We start from the raw sequence: 20,358 nt of genomic DNA on the forward strand, positions 1-20,358 counted from the left end.
CCGGGCCCCCCATCCGCCTTCGGTTTTGCAGTGTCACCAGACCGGATCTGTCCGGCGCCACACGTCGAGCTGCTGGACGCGGCCGAACCAGGCCAGCAGGTGCCGGTACTGGTCGAGCGGCAGGCGCGCGGTCTCCTTGTACATCAGCGGCGCGGCCACCGCGTAGTCGGCCAGGCTCACTGCGTCGCCCGACAGCCATTCGCGGTTCGCCAGGTGGCCGTCGAGCGTGCCGGCGAATTTTTCAAGATCGCGTGCCCCGCGCGCCAGTTCGTTCTGGTCCGGGTCGGTCCCGTGGACGGCTTTCTTCCACAGGTTTTCCCAGACGATCACGCCGATCGCTGGCGAGAAGTGCTGGCAGGACCAGAACAGCCAGCGGTTCACGTCGGCGCGCAGGGTGGGATCAACGGGGTACAGGGTCTGGCCCGGCGTGCAGTCGGCCAGATACTGCATGATCGCCGCGGATTCCCACAGCAGGAAGCCGTCGTCCTCGAGCACCGGGATCTTGTTGTTGGGGTTGAGCTCCGCCAGGCGACGGCGATCGTCAGGGCTCATCAGGTTGGTTTCGACCAGATCGAGCTTCAGGCCGAGGTGCATTGCCGCCATCGTGACACGGCGCGAATTGGAGGACATCGGGTGATAGTACAGGCGCATCGCAGACTCCTTCAGTGGTTCAGTGATGCGCACATGCTAAGGGCGGGCACTGACAACTTTTGTCAGGAGTCTTCGCGAATGCCGACCTGCTGCCGCCATTCCTGGAGCAGCTCGTGGCGCCGCCTCGGGTAGCGCTCCTGCAGCGCGAGCAGTTGTTCGATGCGGTCGATCCGGAAGTGGCGCATGGCCTCGCGCAGTTCGCACCACGCGGCGAGCAGGCGACGGCCCTCGAAGAACGCGAGCGCGAACGGCCAGACCACGCGCTCCGACGCCGCGCCCTGTTCGTCGCGGTAGCAGATGCGCAGTTTGTGCTGGCGGCGGATCGCTTCGCGCGCTGGCTGCACGAACGGGTCGACAGCCCCTCTTGTGCCGCCGATCGGCACCCACAGGCTGGTGTCGGCCATATGATCGCGCAGGTCGCTCGGCGTGGCGGTGGCGATCTTGGCCAGCGCGCTGGCAGCGGCGCCGGCAAGCGCCGGGTCGCCCTGGCGGCGTACCCAGCGCGCGCCCAGCACCAGTGCCTCCAGTTCGTCGGCGTTGAACATCAGCGGCGGCAGGAAGAAGCCGGCGCGCAGCAGGTAGCCGACGCCAGCCTCGCCCTCGACCGGGGCGCCGAGTTGGGCAAGCGTCTGGATGTCGCGATAGATCGTGCGTTCCGAAACGCCCAGGCGTTCGGCCAGTGCGGCAGCGGTGACCGGCCTGCGGTTGCCCCGCAGCGCGTCCATCAGTTGGAACAGACGGCCGGCACGGCTCATGCGGTGCGCCAATTGTGGGAAAAGATGTGTGGCCGGAACACGATCATCAATACGAAGAAGGGGAGGGGCAAGGCAAACGAAGAGTGGATCGCAAAATCGATTCCCAGCATTCCTATTTCACGCCACAAGCGGCAAACACTTTCATCGTTTCGGACATTCCTTAAAGTTAATTTTAGCCGAAGCAACTATTTGCGGTGAAGTTGATTTTCGTGGGAGGCCGTTTGCAATCAGGGCTAATGAGAGCGGCCATCGGGGCATTTGAATCGTGCTGGCGCGTTGGATGCAACGGAGCCAGGGAACGATTTGTCCCAAACTTCAGGGTCTCCTTGTTCCCATCCAACGGTGTCGCTGCCAACCCCTACATCGATAAGAAACAAGTAAGGCGGCTGCTCGTCAGGCCAGCATCCATCTGTGCATTTGAGCCGGAACGTCATGCCGTATTTCTTCGGGATGCGCAACTGTGCGGTCTGGCTGTAACCCGGCTCAAACATCCGCTCATACAGCCGCTTCTTGCCTTGCGGCGTCAGGTCGAACCACTTGCTGCCGTTCTTTGCCCATGGCTCCCAGCCGCCAGCCTTGAACTGGTTTTGAAGGTCTTCCAGCACGGCGACTGCTTGGTCGAAGGACAACTTGTCCAGCGTGCCAGTCAGCATCGATGTCCTGGCATGAGAAGTCCTGATTCCGGCCGTGGTCTTCGCGCCGACCGTGATGTGGTATCTGGTGATCATGGCATCCCTTTCGCAGTTAGATTTTCAGCGCAAAACTTCAATCTAACTAGGGATGAGGCCGGTAGCCTTGAGGAAATGCACAAGAAGGCGGTATCGCCGGTCAGGCCTGTTCGACCCTGAGTTTTTCGAAGCACCTGCGCGCGCCGGCGTCCAAGGTCGCCAGCGGCGGAACGTCTTCGGCGAGCTGACCGGCATCGAGCAGCAGGCGCAGCTTGGCCAACTGGTCGCCTTGCGCGAGTGCGCGTGCCAGCGGCGTGGCATCGCCGCGGCCGGCAAGGGCGACCGCGCTCGTTGCGGTAGCCGGGAACTCCCAGTGTGCGCCGATGCGTACCGACAGCACGCGCGCCGCCGCCATCAACTGCGCGCAGAAGGTTTCGGATTGCGGCAGCGCGTCGGCCTGGCACACCTGGTCAATGACGCGGAATGCGACGATCAAGCCGACATCCTGCAGCAGGCCGGCAAGGTAGGCTTCGAGCGGATCGGCATTCACCTGCGGTGCGAGCAGGCTGGCGGCCAGCGCGCAGGTTTCGGCGTGGCGCCAGACATTTGGCGCGACCAGGCGCGCCAGGCGCCCGGACTGCGCGCTGATCACCGGGCGAAAGGCCACGCGGGCCAGCAGCATCCGCATCCCGTTCTGCCCGAGCAGCATGATCGCGCCTTCGATTGTGCGTACTGGCGCCGTTGGCCGGTAGTAGGGGCTGTTCGCCTCGCGGATCACCTCCGCCACCAGCACCACGTCCTGCGCCACCTGTCGCGCGAGGTCGGCGGCGGATGCGGAGTCATCACGCAGGCTGCGCAGCAGTTGTGGAATCACAGCGGGCACGCGCGGTACCAGGTCGGCCGCCGCGCCAGGTGTGGCTTCGAGGCGCGCCAGTTCGCCCATGATCAGGGTTTCGGCCGCCGGGGGCACATCCTGCAGCGCTGGTCCGGCGAGCCAGCGGCAAAACATATATTCGATATCGTCTGTGCCGGGCATCGGCGCCGAGGCCGGGACCGGGGAGGGGGCGAGCACGCCTTCGGGCATGGCTGCCTTGCCGTCGCTACTGCCAAACAATCGGGTTATCCAGTTTTTCATCGCCAGGCCTCGTTCACGCCGCAGGGCGCCCATTCTAACCGAGCTGGTGGTTGCTAATGCGCACGTGCAGCGCATGCCGTTGTGTGAACGGATGATGTCGGCATCGCTTCGTTATTCATGGATAGCGGTGAAGGACAATTGGATGGAAATATCATGATGCTATCGTCGGTTGCATTTTGGGGTTGCACAAAACATATGTGGAAATTCGTGGAAATCGGCCCGTTTGCACTGGGGAGTTGGTGGGTGAGGGAGCGGATAGTCGTGTATGGCGCGTGTGCGAGCGCAGCAATGGTGCGCTGCGTGCGCTCCAGTTGGCGCCGTCCGATTCAGAGGCGGGCGCACAGCTGCCGTACGAGCTCGCACTCGCTGGCCATCTCAATCACCGCATCTGGTACGCCTATTCGAATGCGGCGAAGACCACGCGCACCGCGTGGCCTGGCTGGGGTTGGAGCGCTTGTCCGGACAAAAGGCGCAGCACGCGCTGGCCACCGATCCGGCCAGGCGATTCGCATGTGCGGGAGATTTTCTTGCGTCGTTCGAGGAAATTTGTCAACCCCTCAGGCCTGAATGTCTCAATTTTGCAGTGCAAAAAAAATTCTAGTTGGTTATGCAAAAATCGGCGTATATTGAATTTGATGTCTTCGCAACAATTGTTTCAAAGACAGGCAGTTATAACAATAACATTACTAGGGCTGCGCGCCGCCGGCGAACCAGTGCCGGGCTGCGGCTGACCGTCCTCGAACATGAGCCTTGTCGATGTCGATTTCCTGCTGCAGGAGGTGGACCCCGTTGAGCCATGCGGTCCCAACCTGGAGTACGACCCTGCGTTCCTCGAGTTGGAGCAGGCCGTGCTCGGCAAGCCCGAGGTCCAGTACGGCGGCACCATCACACCCGCCGTTCCCCCTGAATGGAAACAGGTGCGCAGGCTCGCTATCGACCTGCTGGCCCGCACGCGCGATCTGCGCATTGCGGTTCCGCTCTCACGTGCCCTGCTGGCATTGGAGGGGCCCGCAGGCCTTGCCGACGGGCTGAAGCTGGTCGAACGCCTGCTGGACGAGCGCTGGGACAGCGTCCATCCGCAGCTCGACCCGGATGACGACCTCGATCCAACGCTACGCGTCAATTCGATCGCCACCCTGGCCGATGCCGCCACCACCATCCGCGAACTGAAAGACGCGCCGCTCCTGGTGCTGCCCGCGCTGGGCCCCCTGACCGTGCGCACGATCGAGATCGCATATGGCGAAGTGGCGCCGCTTGAGGCGCACGACAAGCTGGCGCTGTCGACCATCGAAGCGGCGCTGGCTGACGTGGCGCCGGACCAGCTGCAAGGTGCGGCTCGGGCGCTCGCGCGTGCCCACGACAGTTTGGCCGCCATCGAGCGCGTGCTGGTGCAGCGCGTGGGCGCTTCCCATGCGATCAGCCTCGATGCGCTTGGCCGGGTCCTGCGGCGTGCGCGTGACTTCCTTCCCGCCGTCCCGCCGCCGTCCGATGCGCAGGCGGCGCAGGAACAGGTGGATGGTATGGCGTCGTCCACCGTGGCAGGGGCCGCGAACGCGCCCGCGATCAGCGGCGAAATAGCCTCGCGCGAGGACGTGCTGCACATGCTCGACAGGATTTGCAGATATTACCAACGTTACGAACCTTCCAGCCCGGTGCCGCTGCTTCTGGAGCGGGCCAAGCGGCTGGTTCCCAAGAATTTCATCGAGCTGCTGGAAGACCTTGCGCCAAGCGGCATCGAGCAACTGGCGGCGATCCGGGGCCGGCAGACCGACGCGTAAATGCAGTTTTCTCACTCTGGGGAGGGGTAAATCGTGGGTACCGAAAGCAGCCAGAAATTCATCGCGCGCAATCGCGCGCCGCGTGTGCAGATCGAGTACGACGTCGAGGTCTATGGCGCCGAAAAGAGTGTCCAACTGCCGTTCGTGATGGGCGTGATGGCCGACCTGTCCGGCCAGCCCGCCGACCCGCTGGCGCCGGTCGCGGACCGCAAGTTCCTCGAGATCGACGTCGACAATTTCGACGAACGCCTCAAGGCGATGAAGCCGCGCGTTGCGGTCGCGGTGCCCAACACGCTCACAGGCGAAGGCAACCTGTCGATCGACATGACGTTCGAAAGCATGGACGACTTTACGCCGGCCGCGATCGCACGCAAGGTCGAGCCGCTGCGTAAGCTCCTGGAAGCGCGCGGCCAGCTGTCGAACCTGATGACGTACATGGACGGCAAGACCGGCGCCGAGGAACTGGTCGCGCGGGTATTGCAGGACCCGGCGCTGATGCAGGCGCTTGCCGCCGCGCCCAAGCCGCAAGAGTAACCGACCGCCCAGGAGAATCCGATGACTGAAATGACCGCAGAAGTACAGCAGGGCGCGGCCGCCCCGCTCGAGATGAGCGACTTTGCGAGCCTGCTGCAAAAAGAATTCAAGCCGCAGTCCGACAAGGCCAAGGACGCCGTCGACAGCGCGGTGCGCACCCTCGCCGAACAGGCGCTGGCCGGCGCCAGCCTGGTGCCGGGCGACGTGCTGGCGACGATCGAGTCGATGATCGCCGCGCTCGACCGCAAGCTCACCGAGCAGATCAACCTGATCCTGCATGCGCCCGAATTCCAGAAGCTGGAAGGCGCCTGGCGCGGGCTGCACTACCTCGTGAACAACACCGAGACCGACGAGACGCTCAAGATCCGCGTCATGAACATATCGAAGAACGAGCTGGGCAAAACGCTCAAGAAGTACAAGGGCACCGCCTGGGACCAAAGCCCGATTTTCAAGAAGATGTACGAGGAGGAGTTCGGCCAGTTCGGCGGCGAGCCGTTCGGCGCGATCGTGGCCGACTACTATTTCGATAACACCGCGCCCGACGTCGAACTGCTCTCAAGCATGGCCAAGGTTGCGGCCGCCGCGCACGCGCCCTTCATGGCAGCCGCGGCGCCGTCGGTGATGCTGATGGAGTCGTGGCAGGAGCTGTCCAACCCGCGCGACCTGACCAAGATTTTCCAGACCCCGGAGCACGCCGCGTGGCGCTCGTTCCGCGAGTCCGAGGATTCGCGCTACGTCGGCCTGGCGATGCCGCGCTTCCTGGCGCGCCAGCCATATGGCGCCAAGACCGACCCGGTCGAGGCATTCGACTTCGAGGAGGATACCTCGGCCCCGGGCAGCAAGAACTACACCTGGGCCAACTCGGCCTATGCGATGGCGGTCAACGTCAATCGTTCGTTCAAGATGTATGGCTGGTGCTCGCGCATTCGCGGCATCGAATCGGGCGGCGCGGTCGAGGGCCTGCCGGTGCACAGCTTCCCGACCGACGACGGCGGAGTGGACATGCAGTGCCCGACCGAGATAGCGATCTCGGACCGGCGCGAGGCCGAACTGGCCGCCAACGGCTTCATGCCGCTGGTGCACAAGAAGAATACCGACTTTGCCGCCTTCATCGGCGCCCAGTCCCTGCACAAGCCGGCCGAATACGACGACCCTGACGCCACCTCCAACGCCAACCTCGCGGCGCGCCTGCCGTACCTGTTCGCGACCTGCCGCTTCGCGCATTACCTCAAATGCATCGTGCGCGACAAGATCGGCTCGTTCAAGGAGCGCGACGAGATGCAGCGCTGGCTGACCAAGTGGATCAACCGCTACGTGGACGGCGACCCGGCCAACTCGAGCGAAGCGACCAAGGCGCGCAAACCGCTGGCTGCGGCCGAGGTGGTGCTGGAGGAGGTCGAGGGCAATCCCGGCTACTACACCTCCAAGTTTTATCTGCGCCCGCATTACCAGCTCGAGGGCCTGACGGTGTCGCTGCGGCTGGTATCCAAGCTGCCGTCCGCCAAGGGCTAGTCATTTCGGCCTTCATGGCCAAGCAACGGGCCGGCGCCTGGCCGGCATTCTTTGTGCGTCACGACGCCGGCGCCAGGTACCGGCCATGAGGAGAAAAAAATGGCAGTTGACATGTTCATCAACATGGGCGACAAGATCAAGGGCGAATCGCGCGACAGCGTGCAAGGCCCGAAAGGCGACATCGACGTGCTGGCCTGGAGCTGGGGCATGTCGCAGTCCGGCACCACCCACATGGGCGGCGGGGGCGGAGCTGGCAAGGCCAGCTTCCAGGACCTGTCGTTCACCAAGTACGTCGACAAGTCATCCAACGGCCTGATGACGGCGCTGGCCAAGGGCTCCCACATCCCGAAGGCGCACCTCCTTGTGCGTAAGGCGGGCGAGGGCCAGAAACGCTATATCGAGATCACAATGGAAGAGGTGCTGGTGACTGCGATCTCGACCGGCGGCAGCGGGGGCGAAGATCGCCTCACCGAAAACGTGACCCTCAACTTCGGCAAGGTGAAGTTCGCCTACGCGCAGCAGGACTCGCATGGCGAGGTCGGCGCCGACGCCGAATTTGGCTGGAACATCGCGGAAAACATCGCCGCGTAATGTTTGGCCCGGGGATGGCTTCGCGCCTCCCCGGCGAACCGAGGGAGGGCATGATGCAAGCGCAGGAGCTTCTCAACGAAGGCAGGCTAAACGACGCGCTGGGCGTGCTGCAGCAGGCCGTGCGCGCGGAACCGGCATGTGCCAGGCACCGCATCTTCCTGTTCCAGCTGCTGGCCGTGCTCGGCCAGTGGGACCGGGCCCTCACCCAGCTCAACATGGCGGCGCATCTTGATGCCAACGCGCTGCCGATGGCGCAGGTGTACCGCGAGGCGATCCGCTGCGAGGTGCTGCGCGCCGAGATTTTTGCCGGCCGCCGCACGCCGCTGGTGTTCGGCGAGCCGCAAGCCTGGCTCGGCATGCTGGTCGAAGCGCTGCGGATCGACGGCGACAACCCGGCCAAGGCCGACGGGCTGCGCGCGCAGGCGCTCGAGCAGGCCGCGACCAGCAGCGGCAACATCGACGGCGTGCGCTTTGGCTGGCTGGCCGATGCCGACCCGCGCCTGGGGCCGGTGTTCGAGGCGGTGATCAACGGCCGCTACTTCTGGGTGCCGGTCGAACGCGTGGCCCGCGTACAGTTCGAGGCGCCGAGCGATCTGCGCGACACGGTCTGGCTGCCGGCGCGTTTCATCTGGACCAACGGTGGCGACAGCGTGGCGCTGGTGCCGACCCGCTACAGCGAAACCGTCCAGAGCGGCGACGAGGCGCTGCTGATGGGCCGCCGCACCGAATGGTGTGAGCACGGCGCGTTGGCCGGGCGCGCGCTGGGCCAGCGCATGCTGGCGACCGATCATGCGGAGTACGCGCTGATGGACGTGCGTGCGATCGAGTTCGACCGCCAGGACCAAGATGGCTGAACTGGCCCCGCGCGAGCGTCTGCAGCCGTCGCTGCTGGACCGCCTGACCGACCTCGAGCCGGACAAGGCGGTCGAAGCGCGCGAGCGGCGCGTGCTGTCGCTGCGCACCCTGCGCGAATCGGTGTTGCGCGACCTGGCATGGCTGCTCAACACCACCAACCTGCTGTCGGTGTCCGACACGCCGCGCCTGCCGCACCTTGCCAATTCGGTGCTCAACTACGGCATGCCCGACATCTCGGGAATCGCCATCGCCGGCCTGGACCTGGCCGACCTGGAGCGCGCGATCCGGCAGGCGATCTGGGATTTCGAACCACGCCTGATACGCAATTCAGTGAACGTGCGCGCGCTGTCAGGGGAGGCGCAGCACAACAAGATCATGTTCGAGATCGAGGGCGACCTATGGGCGCAGCCGTATCCTGAACGGCTCTACCTGAAAACCGAGATCGACCTGATCGGTGCATCGATCCGGCTGACCGAACGGGCGGGGACGCAATGAATCCCCGCTTTTTGCGCTACTACAGCCAGGAGCTGCAGCACCTGCGCGAGATGGGCGGCGAGTTCGCGCGCGACTACCCCAAGATCGCAGGGCGCCTCGGCCTGGAAGGCTTCGAATGCGCCGACCCCTATGTCGAGCGCCTGCTGGAGGGCTTCAGCTTCCTCGCCGCGCGCGTGCAGATGAAACTCGACGCCGAGTTCCCGCGCTTCACTCAGCATCTTTCGGAGCTGGTGTATCCGCAGTTCCTGGCGCCCACGCCCTCGATGGCGGTGGTGCAGCTGCAGCCTGACCTGGCGAACCCCAGCCTGAAGGATGGCTTTCCCGTGCCGCGCGGGACGGCGCTGCGCAGCGTGCTGGGCAAGGGCGACACCACCGCCTGCGAATACCGCACCGCGCATTCACTGACCTTGTGGCCGCTCGAACTGGCAGAGGCGCGCTGCTTCACCTTTGCAGGCGCGCTGCCGGGCGTGGACCTGCGGCTGCCGTCGACGGTCAAGGCCGGCATCCGGCTGCGGCTGCGCAGCAGCGGCGCGCGGCTGGCCGAACTGCCGCTCGATCGCCTGTGCCTGCACCTGCGCGGCAGCGACGCGCTCCCCGGCCGGATCTACGAGACCATGCTGGCCGGGGTCGAGGGCGTGCTGGTGTTGCCTGCCACGCGCCCGGCATCCTGGCACGCGCTGCTGCCCAAGAGCGTGCTTGCGCCGCTCGGCTTTTCCCCTGGCGAGGCGCTGCTGCCGGGCGAGCCGCGGCGGCTGGACGGTTACCGGCTGCTGCAGGAGTATTTCGCACTCCCGCAGCGTTACCATTTCGTCGAGATCAGCGCGTTGCGCCAGGCGCTGGCGCGCTGCGACGAGACCGAGGTTGAACTGATCGTCCTGCTCAATCGCGCCGATCCCCAGCTCGAACAGGTGCTGGATGCCTCGCACTTTGCGCTCAACTGCACGCCGGCGGCCAACTTGTTCCGGCGACGTGCCGACCGCATCAACCTGACCGGGGAACAGCTCGAATACCACCTGCTGGTGGACCGCACGCGCCCCCTCGATTACGAGGTCTTCCAGGTCGAGGAAGTGACCGGCTATGGCGCCGGCACGAACGCCGAGCAGCGCTTCATGCCGTTCTACAGCGCGCACGATCTCGCCGGCGGCGAGCAGCAGAAGGCCTTTTTTCAGTTGCGGCGTGAACGGCGTGCGCTTTCGCAGCGCCAGCGGCAGAGCGGGCCGCGCTCGAGCTACATCGGCAGCGAGACTTTCCTCACACTGGTGGACGCGGCCGAGGCGCCGTACCGCGGCGACCTGCGCCAGCTTGGCGTCAGCGTCTGGTGCACCAACCGCGACCTGCCGTTGTCGATGCCGCTCGGTGTCGGCAAGACCGACTTCATTCTCGATTCCGGCGCGCCGGTGCAGTCGGTGCGCTGCGTGGCCGGGCCAAGCCAGCCGTATCCTTCGTTCGCCGAAGGGGCAGTGGCGTGGCGCTTGCTGAACCAGCTCTCGCTCAACTACCTGTCGCTGGCCGATACCGATCCCGACAAAGGGGCGGTGGCGCTGCGCGAACTGCTGGCCCTGTACTGCCACGCGGGCGATTCTGGCGGCCAGCGCCAGGTGGAAGGCGTGCGCGGCATCGCGTCCGGCCCGATCATCCGGCGCATGCCGTCGCCCGGTCCAATCGCCTTCGGCCGGGGGCTGCAGCTCACGGTGACGTTCGACGACGCGGCGTTCGAAGGCAGCGGCGCCTTTGTGCTGGGCGCGGTGCTGGCGCGCTTTTTTGGACAGTATGTGTCGATCAATGCGTTTACCGAAACCGTGATCAGGACCGTCGCCCGCGGCGAGATCATGCGTTGGCCTGCGCAGGAGGGCGTATGCGCGATCCTGTAGAACTGGAGCGCAGGCTCGAGCGGGTGGCAGCCCGGATGGACTTTTTCCAGGTGCTGCGCCTGATCGACGCGGCCCACCCGCAATTGCCGCGCATCGGCACTTCGCTGCGTGCGCGCGACGATGTGCTGCGCCTGGGGCAGGAGCCGACCCTGGCCTTCAACGAGGGCGCGCTGGCGCGCTTCACGGCTACGTCAAGCCAGGCCCGGGCCCGGCTCGCGGTCAACTTCTTTGGCCTGTTGGGCGCAAACGGCCCGCTGCCGCGGCACCTGACCGAGTACACGCGCGACCGCTTGCGCAACGAAGGCGATTCGACCTTGCTGGCCTTCCTCGACGTATTCCATCACCGGATGCTGTCGCTGTTTTACCGCGCGCGGGCCCAGGCCGAACCGGCGGTCAGCCTGGATCGCCCGGATCAGGACCGCTTTGCCGACTTCGTTGGAAGCCTGTTCGGAATCGGCGCGCCGGCGCTGCGCGGCCGCGACGCAATCGCCGACTTCGCCAAGCTGCACTTCGCCGGACTCCTCGCCAACAAGACGCGCCCGGCCGCGGGCCTGGTGGCGATTTTGCAGCGGTACTTTGGCCTGCCAGTGCGCCTGGAGCAGTTCGTCGGCCACTGGATGCGCCTGCCGGCGGACCAGCAGGCGCGCGTCGGCCGCCTTGATTGCGGCAACCGTCTCGGCGTATCGAGCGTGCTGGGGCGCGCGGTGTGGGACTGCCAGCACAAGTTCAGGATCGAGGTCGGGCCGCTCGACTACGACGACTACCAGCGCATGCTGCCGGGCGGCGCCAGCATGACCCGCCTCTTGGCGTGGGTGCGCCAGTACGCCGGCGACGCGCTCGATTGGGACGTGCGGCTGATCCTCAAGAAGGAACAGGTGCCTGCACTGCGGCTGGGCGGCGCCACGCGGTTGGGCTGGACCACCTGGCCCGCGCACGGCGCCCTCGAACGGGATCGTGACCAATTGCTCATCAAACCAAGTGCCCACGCGGGCTAAGGACTTATCATGGCAGAGATCAGTCGCGTTGCATTGTTCGGCAAACTGAACGGCTTGTGCTACCGGGCGGTGGAAAGCGCCACGGTGTTTTGCAAGCTGCGCGGGAACCCCTACGTGGAGCTGGTTCACTGGCTTCAACAGATACTCCAGCTGCAGGATTCTGACCTGGCGCGCATCGTCCGCCACTACGAACTCGACCCCGCCGCGCTGGCGCGCGACCTGACTGCGGCGCTGGACCGGCTGCCGCGCGGCTCGACCTCGGTCACCGACCTGTCATCGCAGGTGGAAGAAGCGGTGGAGCGGGCGTGGGTCTATGCCACGCTGATGTTCGGCGAGTCGCAGGTGCGTTCCGGCCACCTTGTGGTGGGTATCCTGAAGACCAACGGCCTGCGCAACGCGCTCCACAACATATCGCGGCAGTTCGAACGGATCAAGGGCGAGGACCTGGCCGAGCGTTTTGCCGGCCTGCTCACGGATTCGCCCGAAGCGCAGATGACGGCCAGCGACGGCTTTACCACGGCGGCGCCTGGAGAAGCTTCGGGCGCGATCGCCCCGGCCGCTATGGGCAAGCAGGAAGCACTCAAGAAGTTCACGGTCGACCTGACCGAACAGGCTCGCAGCGGCAAGATGGACCCGATCGTCGGCCGCGACGACGAAATCCGCCAGGTGGTCGATATCCTGATGCGGCGGCGCCAGAACAACCCGATCCTGGTGGGCGAGGCGGGCGTCGGCAAGACTGCGGTCGTCGAGGGCTTCGCGCAGCGCATTGCGCGCGGGGACGTGCCGCCCAGTCTCAAGGACGTGATACTCCTCACGCTCGACGTCGGCCTGCTGCAGGCCGGGGCAAGCATGAAGGGCGAGTTCGAGCAGCGTCTGCGCTCGGTGATCGACGAGGTGCAGGGCAGCGCCAAACCGATCATCCTGTTCATCGACGAAACCCATACGCTGGTGGGCGCAGGCGGGGCCGCCGGGACCGGGGATGCGGCCAACCTGCTCAAGCCAGCGCTGGCGCGCGGCACGCTGCGCACGATCGGCGCCACCACTTTTGCCGAATACAAGAAGCACATCGAGAAGGACCCGGCGCTCACCCGGCGCTTCCAGACCGTGCAGGTGGACGAGCCGGGCGAGGAGCGGGCGATCCTGATGATGCGCGGCGTGGCCTCGACCATGGAGAAGCACCACCAGGTCCAGATCCTGGACGAGGCGCTGGAGGCGGCGGTGAAGCTATCGCACCGCTACATTCCAGCGCGCCAGTTGCCCGACAAGTCGGTGAGCCTGCTCGATACCGCTTGCGCCCGGGTGGCGGTGAGCCTGCACGCGACACCCGCCGAAGTGGACGACAGCCGCAAGCGGATCGAGGCGCTGGAGACGGAACTGGCGATCATCGGCCGCGAACAGGCGATCGGCATCGACACCGGCAAGCGCGAAGCGGATGCTGGCGCGCTGCTCGATGCCGAACGCGGACGGCTGGCCGGGCTGGAAGAGCGCTGGAACGCCGAACGCAAGCTGGTCGACGAACTGCTGTCGCTGCGCGCAAAGCTGCGCGGTGGCGCCCATCCGGTGGAGGGCACGGGTAGCCGGCTCGAACAATCCGCCCAGGCCATGCAACCGGAGACCGATCCGTCCGCGCGCGCCGAACTGCTGGAGCGTTTGACAGCGGTGCAAGCCGAGCTGGCGGCTCTGCAGGGTGAGGCCCCATTGATCTTGCCGACCGTGGACTACCAGGCGGTGGCGTCGGTGGTGGCCGACTGGACCGGCATTCCGGTGGGGCGAATGGCGAAAAACGAGATGGAGACGATCCTGAACATCGCCTCGCTGCTGGCCAGGCGGGTGATCGGCCAGGACCACGCGATGGAAATGATCGCCAAGCGCATCCAGACTTCGCGCGCGGGGCTGGACAACCCCAACAAGCCGATCGGCGTGTTCCTCCTGGCAGGCACGTCGGGCGTGGGCAAGACCGAGACCGCGCTCGCGCTGGCCGAGGCGCTTTACGGCGGCGAGCAGAACCTCATCACCATCAACATGAGCGAGTTCCAGGAGGCGCATACGGTATCGACGCTCAAGGGCGCGCCGCCGGGCTACGTCGGCTATGGCGAGGGTGGCGTGCTGACCGAGGCGGTGCGCAGGAAGCCGTATTCGGTGGTGCTGCTCGACGAGGTGGAAAAGGCCCACCCGGACGTGCACGAGATGTTCTTCCAGGTATTCGACAAGGGCTTCATGGAGGACGGGGAAGGGCGCCTCATCGACTTCAAGAACACCCTGATCATCCTGACCACCAACGCCGGTACTGAGCTCATCGCCGGCATGTGCAAGGACCCGGACCTGATGCCGGACCCGGAAGGCTTGGGCAAGGCGCTGCGCGAGCCGCTTCTGAAGGTGTTCCCTCCGGCGCTGCTTGGGCGCCTGGTCGCGGTTCCGTATTACCCGCTGTCGGACCAGATGCTGGAGCAGATCGTGCGGCTGCAGCTGGGCCGCATTAAAAAGCGGGTCGAGGCGCGCTACAAGATTCCGTTCGAGTACAGCGACGACGTGATCAAGCTGGTGGTCTCGCGCTGCACCGAGAGCGAGTCGGGCGGGCGCATGATCGACGCGATCCTGACCAATACGATGCTGCCGGATATTTCGAAGGAATTTCTTTCCAGATTAATGGTTGGCAGCACGATTGAACGCGTTTTTGTCAGCGCCCGCTCCGCTGACTTTTTGTACGAATTCGGGGACACAGGCGAATTGCATTGATGCCGTCCCGCTGTATTCGGGCGGTTTGCACAGGTAATAACGAAGGGCATTCACTCTCATCATTTATTTAACGGAGTTCATCATGGCTTACAATCCTGATACCGATGCCGCGATTAAGACCTTTATCTGCGGCCATGGACAATGGGATCCCAAGGATGGGTATACACAGGTTCCCAAGAATTGCCGCCTGACGTTTTATACCGAAAACGCGAAGTGGATGAACTCGCATGAGGTCTTCGAACTCATTAAAGGCACCCCGACTCTGTCGCCTGCAAGTTCGCACGGTCCGTACAAGACGGTGCCGAACATGCGCTTCTTTCCAGATGACCCGCCATTAAAGGCGTATTCCAAGGCGATCAAGCCGGCCGACGTATCGTTGGTATTCACAACACAGGCCAGAGGGAAACAACTGTCTGAATTGTTTCACGCATTCGTCAACGCGTCAGTTAACTTCGATATCGTATGGGCCTGTTGCAGGGACCTTAACCTCCGTCCGACTGGTTATAAGGCTGTCAGGGTGGAACAGCGCGTGGACGGCTATTACGGCTTCGACTTCGACGCGAGAATCTATTCCAAAGTGTACAACGCGGGCGGAAACCTGGTATAGAGGGGGCGCCGCGGCGCGAACTTTTTCGAAAAAGGAGAGAGGGACGATGCCTCAGCAAGTTTCGATGGGCGCAATGATGACCTGCAGCTTTGGTATGGCGCCGTCATCGCTGGTCGTCCTCCCGAAAAACAAGGTGCTGGCCGAAGGACCACCGGCGGCCAATATCATGGACCATATCCCAATGGTGAACATCATGCCGTTCGGGATGTGCCAGTCGCCGGCCAATCCGGCCGTCGCTGCCGCCACCGCCGCGGCGCTGGGCGTGCTCACGCCGATGCCGTGCGTGCCCGCGACCTCGGCGCCGTGGATGCCCGGCGCGCCCACGGTGCTGATTGCGAATATGCCGGCGCTCGACAACGTCTCCAAGTGCCTGTGCAACTGGGGCGGTGTGATCAGCTTCACCAACGCCGGCACCACCAAGACCATGGTGCCGTGAACCCGTAGGCCAGGATCGTTCCCATGCCCGCAATCCAAGCCAACCGCGAAGTCGCCGTCACCTGCGCCCTCGGGCCGGAGGTTCTGCTGTTCCAGCGCATGACAGGCACCGAAGCGCTGGGGCGGCTGCCCGAGTACCGGGTGCAGCTCCTGACGGAAAGCGGCGACATCAAGTTCGCCGACGTGCTTGGCAAACCGATGGGTATCCGCGTGGAGCTCGCGGACGGATCGAAGCGCCACTTCCACGGTGTCGTCACGCGCTTTGCCAGCACCGGCTCGCGCGATCAATTCGCGTGCTACGAGGCGACCATCCATCCCTGGCTGTGGCTCCTCACGCGCAGCTCGAACTGCCGTATCTTCCAGGACAAGTCGGTGCTCGACATCGTCAAGGCAGTGTGCGGCGACGCTGCCTACGGTGGGCTGGTCGACCTGGATGCCGGTTCGTTGTCGGGCACCTACCCGGCCTTGCCGTATTGCGTGCAGTACCGCGAGACCGACTTTAACTTTGTCTGCCGCCTGCTTGAGGAAGCGGGCATCTACTTCTATTTCAAACACGACGAGAGCAAACACACCATGGTGCTGGCCGACTCGTACGGCGCCCACACGGCCAATCCCGGCTACGAAAAGCTCGAATTCCGGGGCGATAACGGCCGCGGCGTGCTGGATCGCGAGGCGGTGTTTGGCTGGAGCGCGGCCGGCGAAATCCAGCCGAGCAGCTACGCGCTGAACGATTTCGACTTCGAGAAGGCATCGGCCAGCACGGGCGGCGGGTTGCGGGTCAAGTCGACCATCGCCGCCGCGTTTTCGCAGCAGGCGTTCGAGCAGTACGACTACCCGGGCGGCTATGCCAGTGCCGACGATGGCAACGCGCTGGCGCGGGGAAGAATGGAGTCGCTGCACGGGCAATGCGAGCAGCTCGTGGGCGATACCAACGCGCGCGGCCTGTGCACCGGCGGACTGTTCACGCTGGCGGAGCATCCGCATGCGGACCAGAACCGCGAGTACCTGGTCACCGCCGCCGACTACGTCATCGTGGCCGACGATTACAGAAGCGGTGGGGGCGGCGCTGGGCTCCAGTTCAACTGCCGCTTTTGCGCGATTGGTACGAAGCACAGCTACCGCGCTCCGCGTCACCTGCGCAAGAGGGTGGTGCGAGGGCCGCAGACCGCCATGGTGGTCGGCAAGGCGGGTGAGGAGATATGGACCGACAAGTACGGCCGCATCAAGGTGCGGTTCCACTGGGACCGCGATGGCGCGGATGACGAAAACAGCTCGTGCTGGGTGCGCGTGGCGCAGGCCTGGGCCGGCAAGGGCTGGGGCGTGATGTCGATTCCCCGCATCGGCATGGAAGTGGTGGTCAGCTTCCTCGAGGGCGATCCGGACCGGCCGCTGGTCACCGGCTGCGTGTACAACGGCGATTCGATGCCGCCATACGCGCTGCCGGGCGAGCAGACCAAATCGGTCATCAGGACCAACAGCTCCAAGGGCGGGGGCGGCTACAACGAGATCCGCTTCGAGGACAAGAAGAACTCGGAAGAGATTTACGTGCAGGCCGAGAAGGACTTCAACCGCGTGGTCAAGAACAACGACACGCTCAAGGTCGGCTTTGAGAAGGCTGACAAGGGCGACCAGACCATCTCGATCAAGAACGACCAGAGCCTGACAGTAGGCCACGACCAGGCGATCAAGGTCGACAACAACCAGAGCGTCAAGATCGCGGGCGACCAGAAGGTCAAGGTGGACAAGACGATCGTGATCGAAGCGACCACTTCGATCGAGCTGAAGGTCGGCTCGAGCAGCATCAAGCTGGAACCGGCCAAGGTGACGATCAAGTCGCCCGAGATCGCGATCGCGGCCGACGGCAACGCCGAGTTCAAGGCCGGCGCGATGATGACGGTGAAGTCGGGAGCGGTGATGACGATCGAAGGCTCGCTGGTCAAGATCAACTGAGGCCGGTGTTGTTTTATTAACTTGATGCCGTGACTTTTGGGTAGCGCTACGTATAATATTTTTAACGAAAATCAAGAAGCTCGACCGCCGATGCCATTGACTCTTCGGATCCAGTCCTACCGCAAGCAAGCGCTTGACGCGGCAGTGGAACGGCGTTTCGACCGGCTGGGCGGCACTATCGGCCGCGCGTCGGAGAGCGACTTGCATCTGCCCGATCCGGCCAAGTACATCTCGCGCACGCACGCCAGGATCGATTACGTCGACGGGCGTTTCACGCTGGTCGACCTGGGCAGCAACCCAAGCTGGGTCAATGACCAGCCGCTGGGCACCGGCAAATCCGCCGTGCTGGCCGATGGCGACCGGCTGACGGTTGGCGATTACGTGCTGGAGGTCGCGGTGGACGAGGCGCCTCCTGCGCCGGTACCGTTGTTCGCGCCCGGGCATCCGTTCGACCAGCCCACCCAGCCTGAACCCGAGTACGTGACGCCGGTGGATCCCCTGTCTGGCGCCAGCATTCTCGATACCGGCGCGGACCTTGCGGCGCCAGGCGCGTACGATCCGCTTGGGCTCAACCTGCTGGGCCAGGAAGATGCCGCTGCCGGCCCTGATGGGTATCGCGGTTCGGAGCCGGACCATGTGCCGCCGCAGCACGCCGCGTTCGGCGCGGCCGCCGATCCGCCGCCCACAGCAGTCGAAGAGATTCCGCCCGTGGCGCCGCCCGCCGTCCCGGCCGGCCAGTTCCTCATCCCCGACGATTACGATCCGCTGGCGGACCTGCTGGCGCCGCGCGCGCAGCCCGCCATTCCGGCGCCGATCGACGTGCCGAAGGCGACGGCGACTCCCGCGACTGACGGCGACAGCGAGCTGATTCAGGCGCTACTGCGCGGACTGGGCGTGCCTGACCTCGAACTTGACCGCCCTCCCGCGCAAACAGCGGAGCTGGTCGGCGCCATGCTGCGCGAAGCGACGGCCGGCACGATGGCGGTGCTGCTGGCGCGCGCCATGACCAAGCGCGAAAGCCGGCTCGAACTCACCGTGCTTGGCGCCCAGGCCAACAATCCGCTCAAGTTCTTCCCGGACGCGGAAAGTGCCCTGGCCCAGATGCTGACCAATGCCATGGCTGGCTACATGGCACCAAGCAAGGCATACGCGAGCGCATTCGACGACCTCAAGGCCCATGAAATGGCGGTCATCGCCGGCATGCGCGCGGCGCTGGCCGGAGTGCTGGCGCGCTTCGATCCGGCGCTGGTCGAACGGGGAATGGAGCCGGAGGGCGTGATGGACAAGATGCTTTCCTCCAGCCGCAAGGCCAAGCTGTGGGACAGGATGGTCGAGCTGTACGGCGAGATCGTGCGCGAGGCCGAAGACGACTTCCAGCGCCTGTTCGGGGAGCGCTTCTCGGCCGCCTACGAGGACCAGATCGCACGCCTGAACCAAAAAACGGATAAGTGAGGGATCATGTCGTGGAATCGTAAAGTGGTGTGGTCCGAGGGAATGCTGCTGCAACCCCAGCACCTGCAGCAGCACGACCGCTACCTGCAGGCGCAGCTGGAGGCGCGCGTGGCGCTGTTGCGGTCATATGCGTGGGGCTTTTCGTCGTTGAAGGTCGACGAGCAGATGCTCGCCTTCGGCAAGCTAGCGCTGCACTCATGCAGCGGCGTGCTGCCGGACGGGACGCCGTTTGTCCTGCCGCAGGACGACGACCTGCCGCTGCCGCTCGACATTCCCGAGGACGCGCGCAACGTGCTGGTGGTGCTGGCGCTGCCGCTGCGCCGTCCCGGCGTGCCCGAGACGGCCGACAGCCAGGCGGCGGATAACTATGCGCGCTACCGCCCGGTCGATCACGAGGCCCTGGACAGCAATGGCCTGGACAACAGCGCGCTCATGCAGGTGGGCCAGTTGCGGGTGCGCCTGGCGCTCGAGCCTGACGTCGCCAACGCCTACGCCTGCCTGGGCGTGGCGCGTGTGCTCGAACGGCGCCCGGACAACCGGCTGGTGCTCGATCCGGACTACTGCCCGCCGTGCCTCGATTTTCGCGTGGCGCCCAGGCTGTCGATGTTTGCCGACGAACTGACTGGCCTGCTGCAGCAGCGCGGCCAGTTGCTGGCGGGCCGCCTGTCGCAGCCGGGCGCCGCGGGTGCTGCCGAGATCGCGGACTTCCTGCTTCTGCAATTGGTGAACCGCGCCGAGCCGCTGTTCGGCCACCTGGGTTCCATGAGCGGGCTGCACCCGGAAGAGCTGTACCGCGAGATGGTCGCCCTGGCCGGTGAGCTGGCCACGTTCGGCGCCGGCGGCAAACGCGCAACGCAGTATCCGGCCTACCGCCACGACCACTTGCGCGAATCGTTCCAGCCGGTGATTGACCACCTGCGCGAGGCGCTGTCGGCGGTGCTCGACACGCACGCGGTGCCGATTCCGCTGGAAGAGCGCCAGTTCGGCATCCGGGTGGCGGTGATGCGTGATCCGGAGCTGATCCGGTCTGCGACCTTCGTGCTGGCGGTGACCGCGCACATGGCGCCGGACGGCGTCAGGACCGGATTCCCGCGCCAGGTGAAGATCGGTTCGATCGAAAAGATCCGCGATCTCGTCAACCTGCAGCTGCCCGGCATAGGTTTGCGGCCGCTGCCGGTGGCGCCGCGCCAACTGCCGTTCCACGCGGGGTACACCTATTTTGAGCTGGACAGGAACAGCGAGTACTGGGCGCCGCTGGCGTCGTCTGCCGGCTTTGCGATGCACATCGCGGGCGAGTTCCCGGGGCTGCAGATGGAATTTTGGGCGATTCGAAAGTAA

General features: G+C 65.0%; 18 protein-coding genes. 14 read left to right on the forward strand and 4 right to left on the reverse strand.

The annotated features are described in order from the left end of the window. Window positions 1-33 precede the first annotated feature (33 nt). The 4 genes from E4O92_RS11575 to E4O92_RS11590 form a co-directional block, all read right to left on the reverse strand. A complete protein-coding gene (locus E4O92_RS11575) occupies window positions 34-651 on the reverse strand; it encodes a glutathione S-transferase family protein (protein ID WP_135189924.1) in 618 nt (205 codons plus the stop codon). A gap of 62 nt (window positions 652-713) precedes the next feature. Further along, window positions 714-1,406, reverse strand: coding sequence for a helix-turn-helix transcriptional regulator (locus tag E4O92_RS11580; RefSeq protein ID WP_167759768.1), 693 nt, complete (start codon window positions 1,404-1,406; stop codon window positions 714-716). Window positions 1,407-1,639: 233 nt separating this feature from the next. Next, window positions 1,640-2,134, reverse strand: a complete 495-nt coding sequence (locus E4O92_RS11585) for a hypothetical protein (RefSeq protein ID WP_135189925.1) — start codon at window positions 2,132-2,134, stop codon at window positions 1,640-1,642. A 100-nt stretch (window positions 2,135-2,234) separates the two neighbouring features. Next, the gene (locus E4O92_RS11590) at window positions 2,235-3,209 is read right to left on the reverse strand and encodes an HDOD domain-containing protein (RefSeq protein ID WP_229483262.1); all 975 of its coding nucleotides are present in this window, start codon (window positions 3,207-3,209) and stop codon (window positions 2,235-2,237) included. Window positions 3,210-3,952: 743 nt separating this feature from the next. On the opposite strand from E4O92_RS11590, the gene tssA reads away from it, so the two are divergent. From tssA to tssK, 14 genes are all read left to right on the forward strand, one after another. After that, entirely contained in the window at window positions 3,953-4,987 is a 1,035-nt protein-coding gene (tssA, locus tag E4O92_RS11595; RefSeq protein WP_135189926.1) for a type VI secretion system protein TssA, read from the forward strand. Between the two features lie 33 nt (window positions 4,988-5,020). Continuing rightward, the gene (gene tssB, locus E4O92_RS11600; RefSeq protein WP_135189927.1) at window positions 5,021-5,521 is read left to right on the forward strand and encodes a type VI secretion system contractile sheath small subunit; all 501 of its coding nucleotides are present in this window, start codon (window positions 5,021-5,023) and stop codon (window positions 5,519-5,521) included. A gap of 21 nt (window positions 5,522-5,542) precedes the next feature. Then, window positions 5,543-7,033 (forward strand): type VI secretion system contractile sheath large subunit, encoded by a 1,491-nt coding sequence (gene tssC / locus E4O92_RS11605; protein WP_135189928.1) that lies wholly within the window; start codon window positions 5,543-5,545, stop codon window positions 7,031-7,033. Window positions 7,034-7,132: 99 nt separating this feature from the next. After that, window positions 7,133-7,624: an Hcp family type VI secretion system effector gene (locus tag E4O92_RS11610; protein ID WP_135189929.1), complete on the forward strand. Its 492-nt coding sequence runs from the start codon at window positions 7,133-7,135 to the stop codon at window positions 7,622-7,624. A 50-nt stretch (window positions 7,625-7,674) separates the two neighbouring features. After that, window positions 7,675-8,478, forward strand: a complete 804-nt coding sequence (locus tag E4O92_RS11615; RefSeq protein WP_229483264.1) for a type VI secretion system accessory protein TagJ — start codon at window positions 7,675-7,677, stop codon at window positions 8,476-8,478. Beyond that, entirely contained in the window at window positions 8,471-8,974 is a 504-nt protein-coding gene (tssE, locus tag E4O92_RS11620) for a type VI secretion system baseplate subunit TssE (protein ID WP_135189930.1), read from the forward strand. Before E4O92_RS11615 ends, tssE begins: the two co-directional genes overlap by 8 nt. Continuing rightward, the gene (gene tssF, locus E4O92_RS11625; protein WP_135189931.1) at window positions 8,971-10,845 is read left to right on the forward strand and encodes a type VI secretion system baseplate subunit TssF; all 1,875 of its coding nucleotides are present in this window, start codon (window positions 8,971-8,973) and stop codon (window positions 10,843-10,845) included. Before tssE ends, tssF begins: the two co-directional genes overlap by 4 nt. Continuing rightward, window positions 10,830-11,840, forward strand: a complete 1,011-nt coding sequence (gene tssG, locus E4O92_RS11630) for a type VI secretion system baseplate subunit TssG (RefSeq protein WP_206076850.1) — start codon at window positions 10,830-10,832, stop codon at window positions 11,838-11,840. The genes tssF and tssG overlap by 16 nt, the downstream gene beginning before the upstream one ends. 9 nt (window positions 11,841-11,849) lie before the next feature. After that, entirely contained in the window at window positions 11,850-14,576 is a 2,727-nt protein-coding gene (gene tssH / locus E4O92_RS11635) for a type VI secretion system ATPase TssH (protein ID WP_135189933.1), read from the forward strand. Between the two features lie 82 nt (window positions 14,577-14,658). Next, window positions 14,659-15,183 carry a putative adhesin gene (locus E4O92_RS11640; RefSeq protein ID WP_135189934.1) on the forward strand — a complete coding sequence of 175 codons (525 nt, stop codon included), beginning with the start codon at window positions 14,659-14,661 and terminating at the stop codon, window positions 15,181-15,183. A 46-nt stretch (window positions 15,184-15,229) separates the two neighbouring features. Next, window positions 15,230-15,619, forward strand: a complete 390-nt coding sequence (locus E4O92_RS11645) for a DUF4280 domain-containing protein (RefSeq protein WP_135189935.1) — start codon at window positions 15,230-15,232, stop codon at window positions 15,617-15,619. 23 nt (window positions 15,620-15,642) lie between these two features. Beyond that, entirely contained in the window at window positions 15,643-17,568 is a 1,926-nt protein-coding gene (locus tag E4O92_RS11650; protein WP_135189936.1) for a type VI secretion system Vgr family protein, read from the forward strand. Window positions 17,569-17,658: 90 nt separating this feature from the next. Next, the gene (tagH, locus tag E4O92_RS11655; RefSeq protein ID WP_135189937.1) at window positions 17,659-19,020 is read left to right on the forward strand and encodes a type VI secretion system-associated FHA domain protein TagH; all 1,362 of its coding nucleotides are present in this window, start codon (window positions 17,659-17,661) and stop codon (window positions 19,018-19,020) included. A gap of 6 nt (window positions 19,021-19,026) precedes the next feature. Beyond that, a complete protein-coding gene (tssK, locus tag E4O92_RS11660) occupies window positions 19,027-20,358 on the forward strand; it encodes a type VI secretion system baseplate subunit TssK (RefSeq protein WP_135189938.1) in 1,332 nt (443 codons plus the stop codon).

It is taken from the genome of Massilia horti (assembly GCF_004614195.1).
Taxonomy (GTDB): domain Bacteria; phylum Pseudomonadota; class Gammaproteobacteria; order Burkholderiales; family Burkholderiaceae_D; genus Telluria; species Telluria horti.

Coding starts and splice junctions, on each gene's coding strand:
- E4O92_RS11575 (WP_135189924.1), bottom strand. CDS start 651: ATGCGCCTGTACTATCACCCGATGTCCTCCAATTCGCGCCGTGTCACG.
- E4O92_RS11580 (WP_167759768.1), bottom strand. CDS start 1,406: ATGAGCCGTGCCGGCCGTCTGTTCCAACTGATGGACGCGCTGCGGGGC.
- E4O92_RS11585 (WP_135189925.1), bottom strand. CDS start 2,134: ATGATCACCAGATACCACATCACGGTCGGCGCGAAGACCACGGCCGGA.
- E4O92_RS11590 (WP_229483262.1), bottom strand. CDS start 3,209: ATGAAAAACTGGATAACCCGATTGTTTGGCAGTAGCGACGGCAAGGCA.
- tssA (WP_135189926.1), top strand. CDS start 3,953: ATGAGCCTTGTCGATGTCGATTTCCTGCTGCAGGAGGTGGACCCCGTT.
- tssC (WP_135189928.1), top strand. CDS start 5,543: ATGACTGAAATGACCGCAGAAGTACAGCAGGGCGCGGCCGCCCCGCTC.
- E4O92_RS11610 (WP_135189929.1), top strand. CDS start 7,133: ATGGCAGTTGACATGTTCATCAACATGGGCGACAAGATCAAGGGCGAA.
- E4O92_RS11615 (WP_229483264.1), top strand. CDS start 7,675: ATGATGCAAGCGCAGGAGCTTCTCAACGAAGGCAGGCTAAACGACGCG.
- tssE (WP_135189930.1), top strand. CDS start 8,471: ATGGCTGAACTGGCCCCGCGCGAGCGTCTGCAGCCGTCGCTGCTGGAC.
- tssF (WP_135189931.1), top strand. CDS start 8,971: ATGAATCCCCGCTTTTTGCGCTACTACAGCCAGGAGCTGCAGCACCTG.
- tssG (WP_206076850.1), top strand. CDS start 10,830: ATGCGCGATCCTGTAGAACTGGAGCGCAGGCTCGAGCGGGTGGCAGCC.
- tssH (WP_135189933.1), top strand. CDS start 11,850: ATGGCAGAGATCAGTCGCGTTGCATTGTTCGGCAAACTGAACGGCTTG.
- E4O92_RS11640 (WP_135189934.1), top strand. CDS start 14,659: ATGGCTTACAATCCTGATACCGATGCCGCGATTAAGACCTTTATCTGC.
- E4O92_RS11645 (WP_135189935.1), top strand. CDS start 15,230: ATGCCTCAGCAAGTTTCGATGGGCGCAATGATGACCTGCAGCTTTGGT.
- E4O92_RS11650 (WP_135189936.1), top strand. CDS start 15,643: ATGCCCGCAATCCAAGCCAACCGCGAAGTCGCCGTCACCTGCGCCCTC.
- tagH (WP_135189937.1), top strand. CDS start 17,659: ATGCCATTGACTCTTCGGATCCAGTCCTACCGCAAGCAAGCGCTTGAC.
- tssK (WP_135189938.1), top strand. CDS start 19,027: ATGTCGTGGAATCGTAAAGTGGTGTGGTCCGAGGGAATGCTGCTGCAA.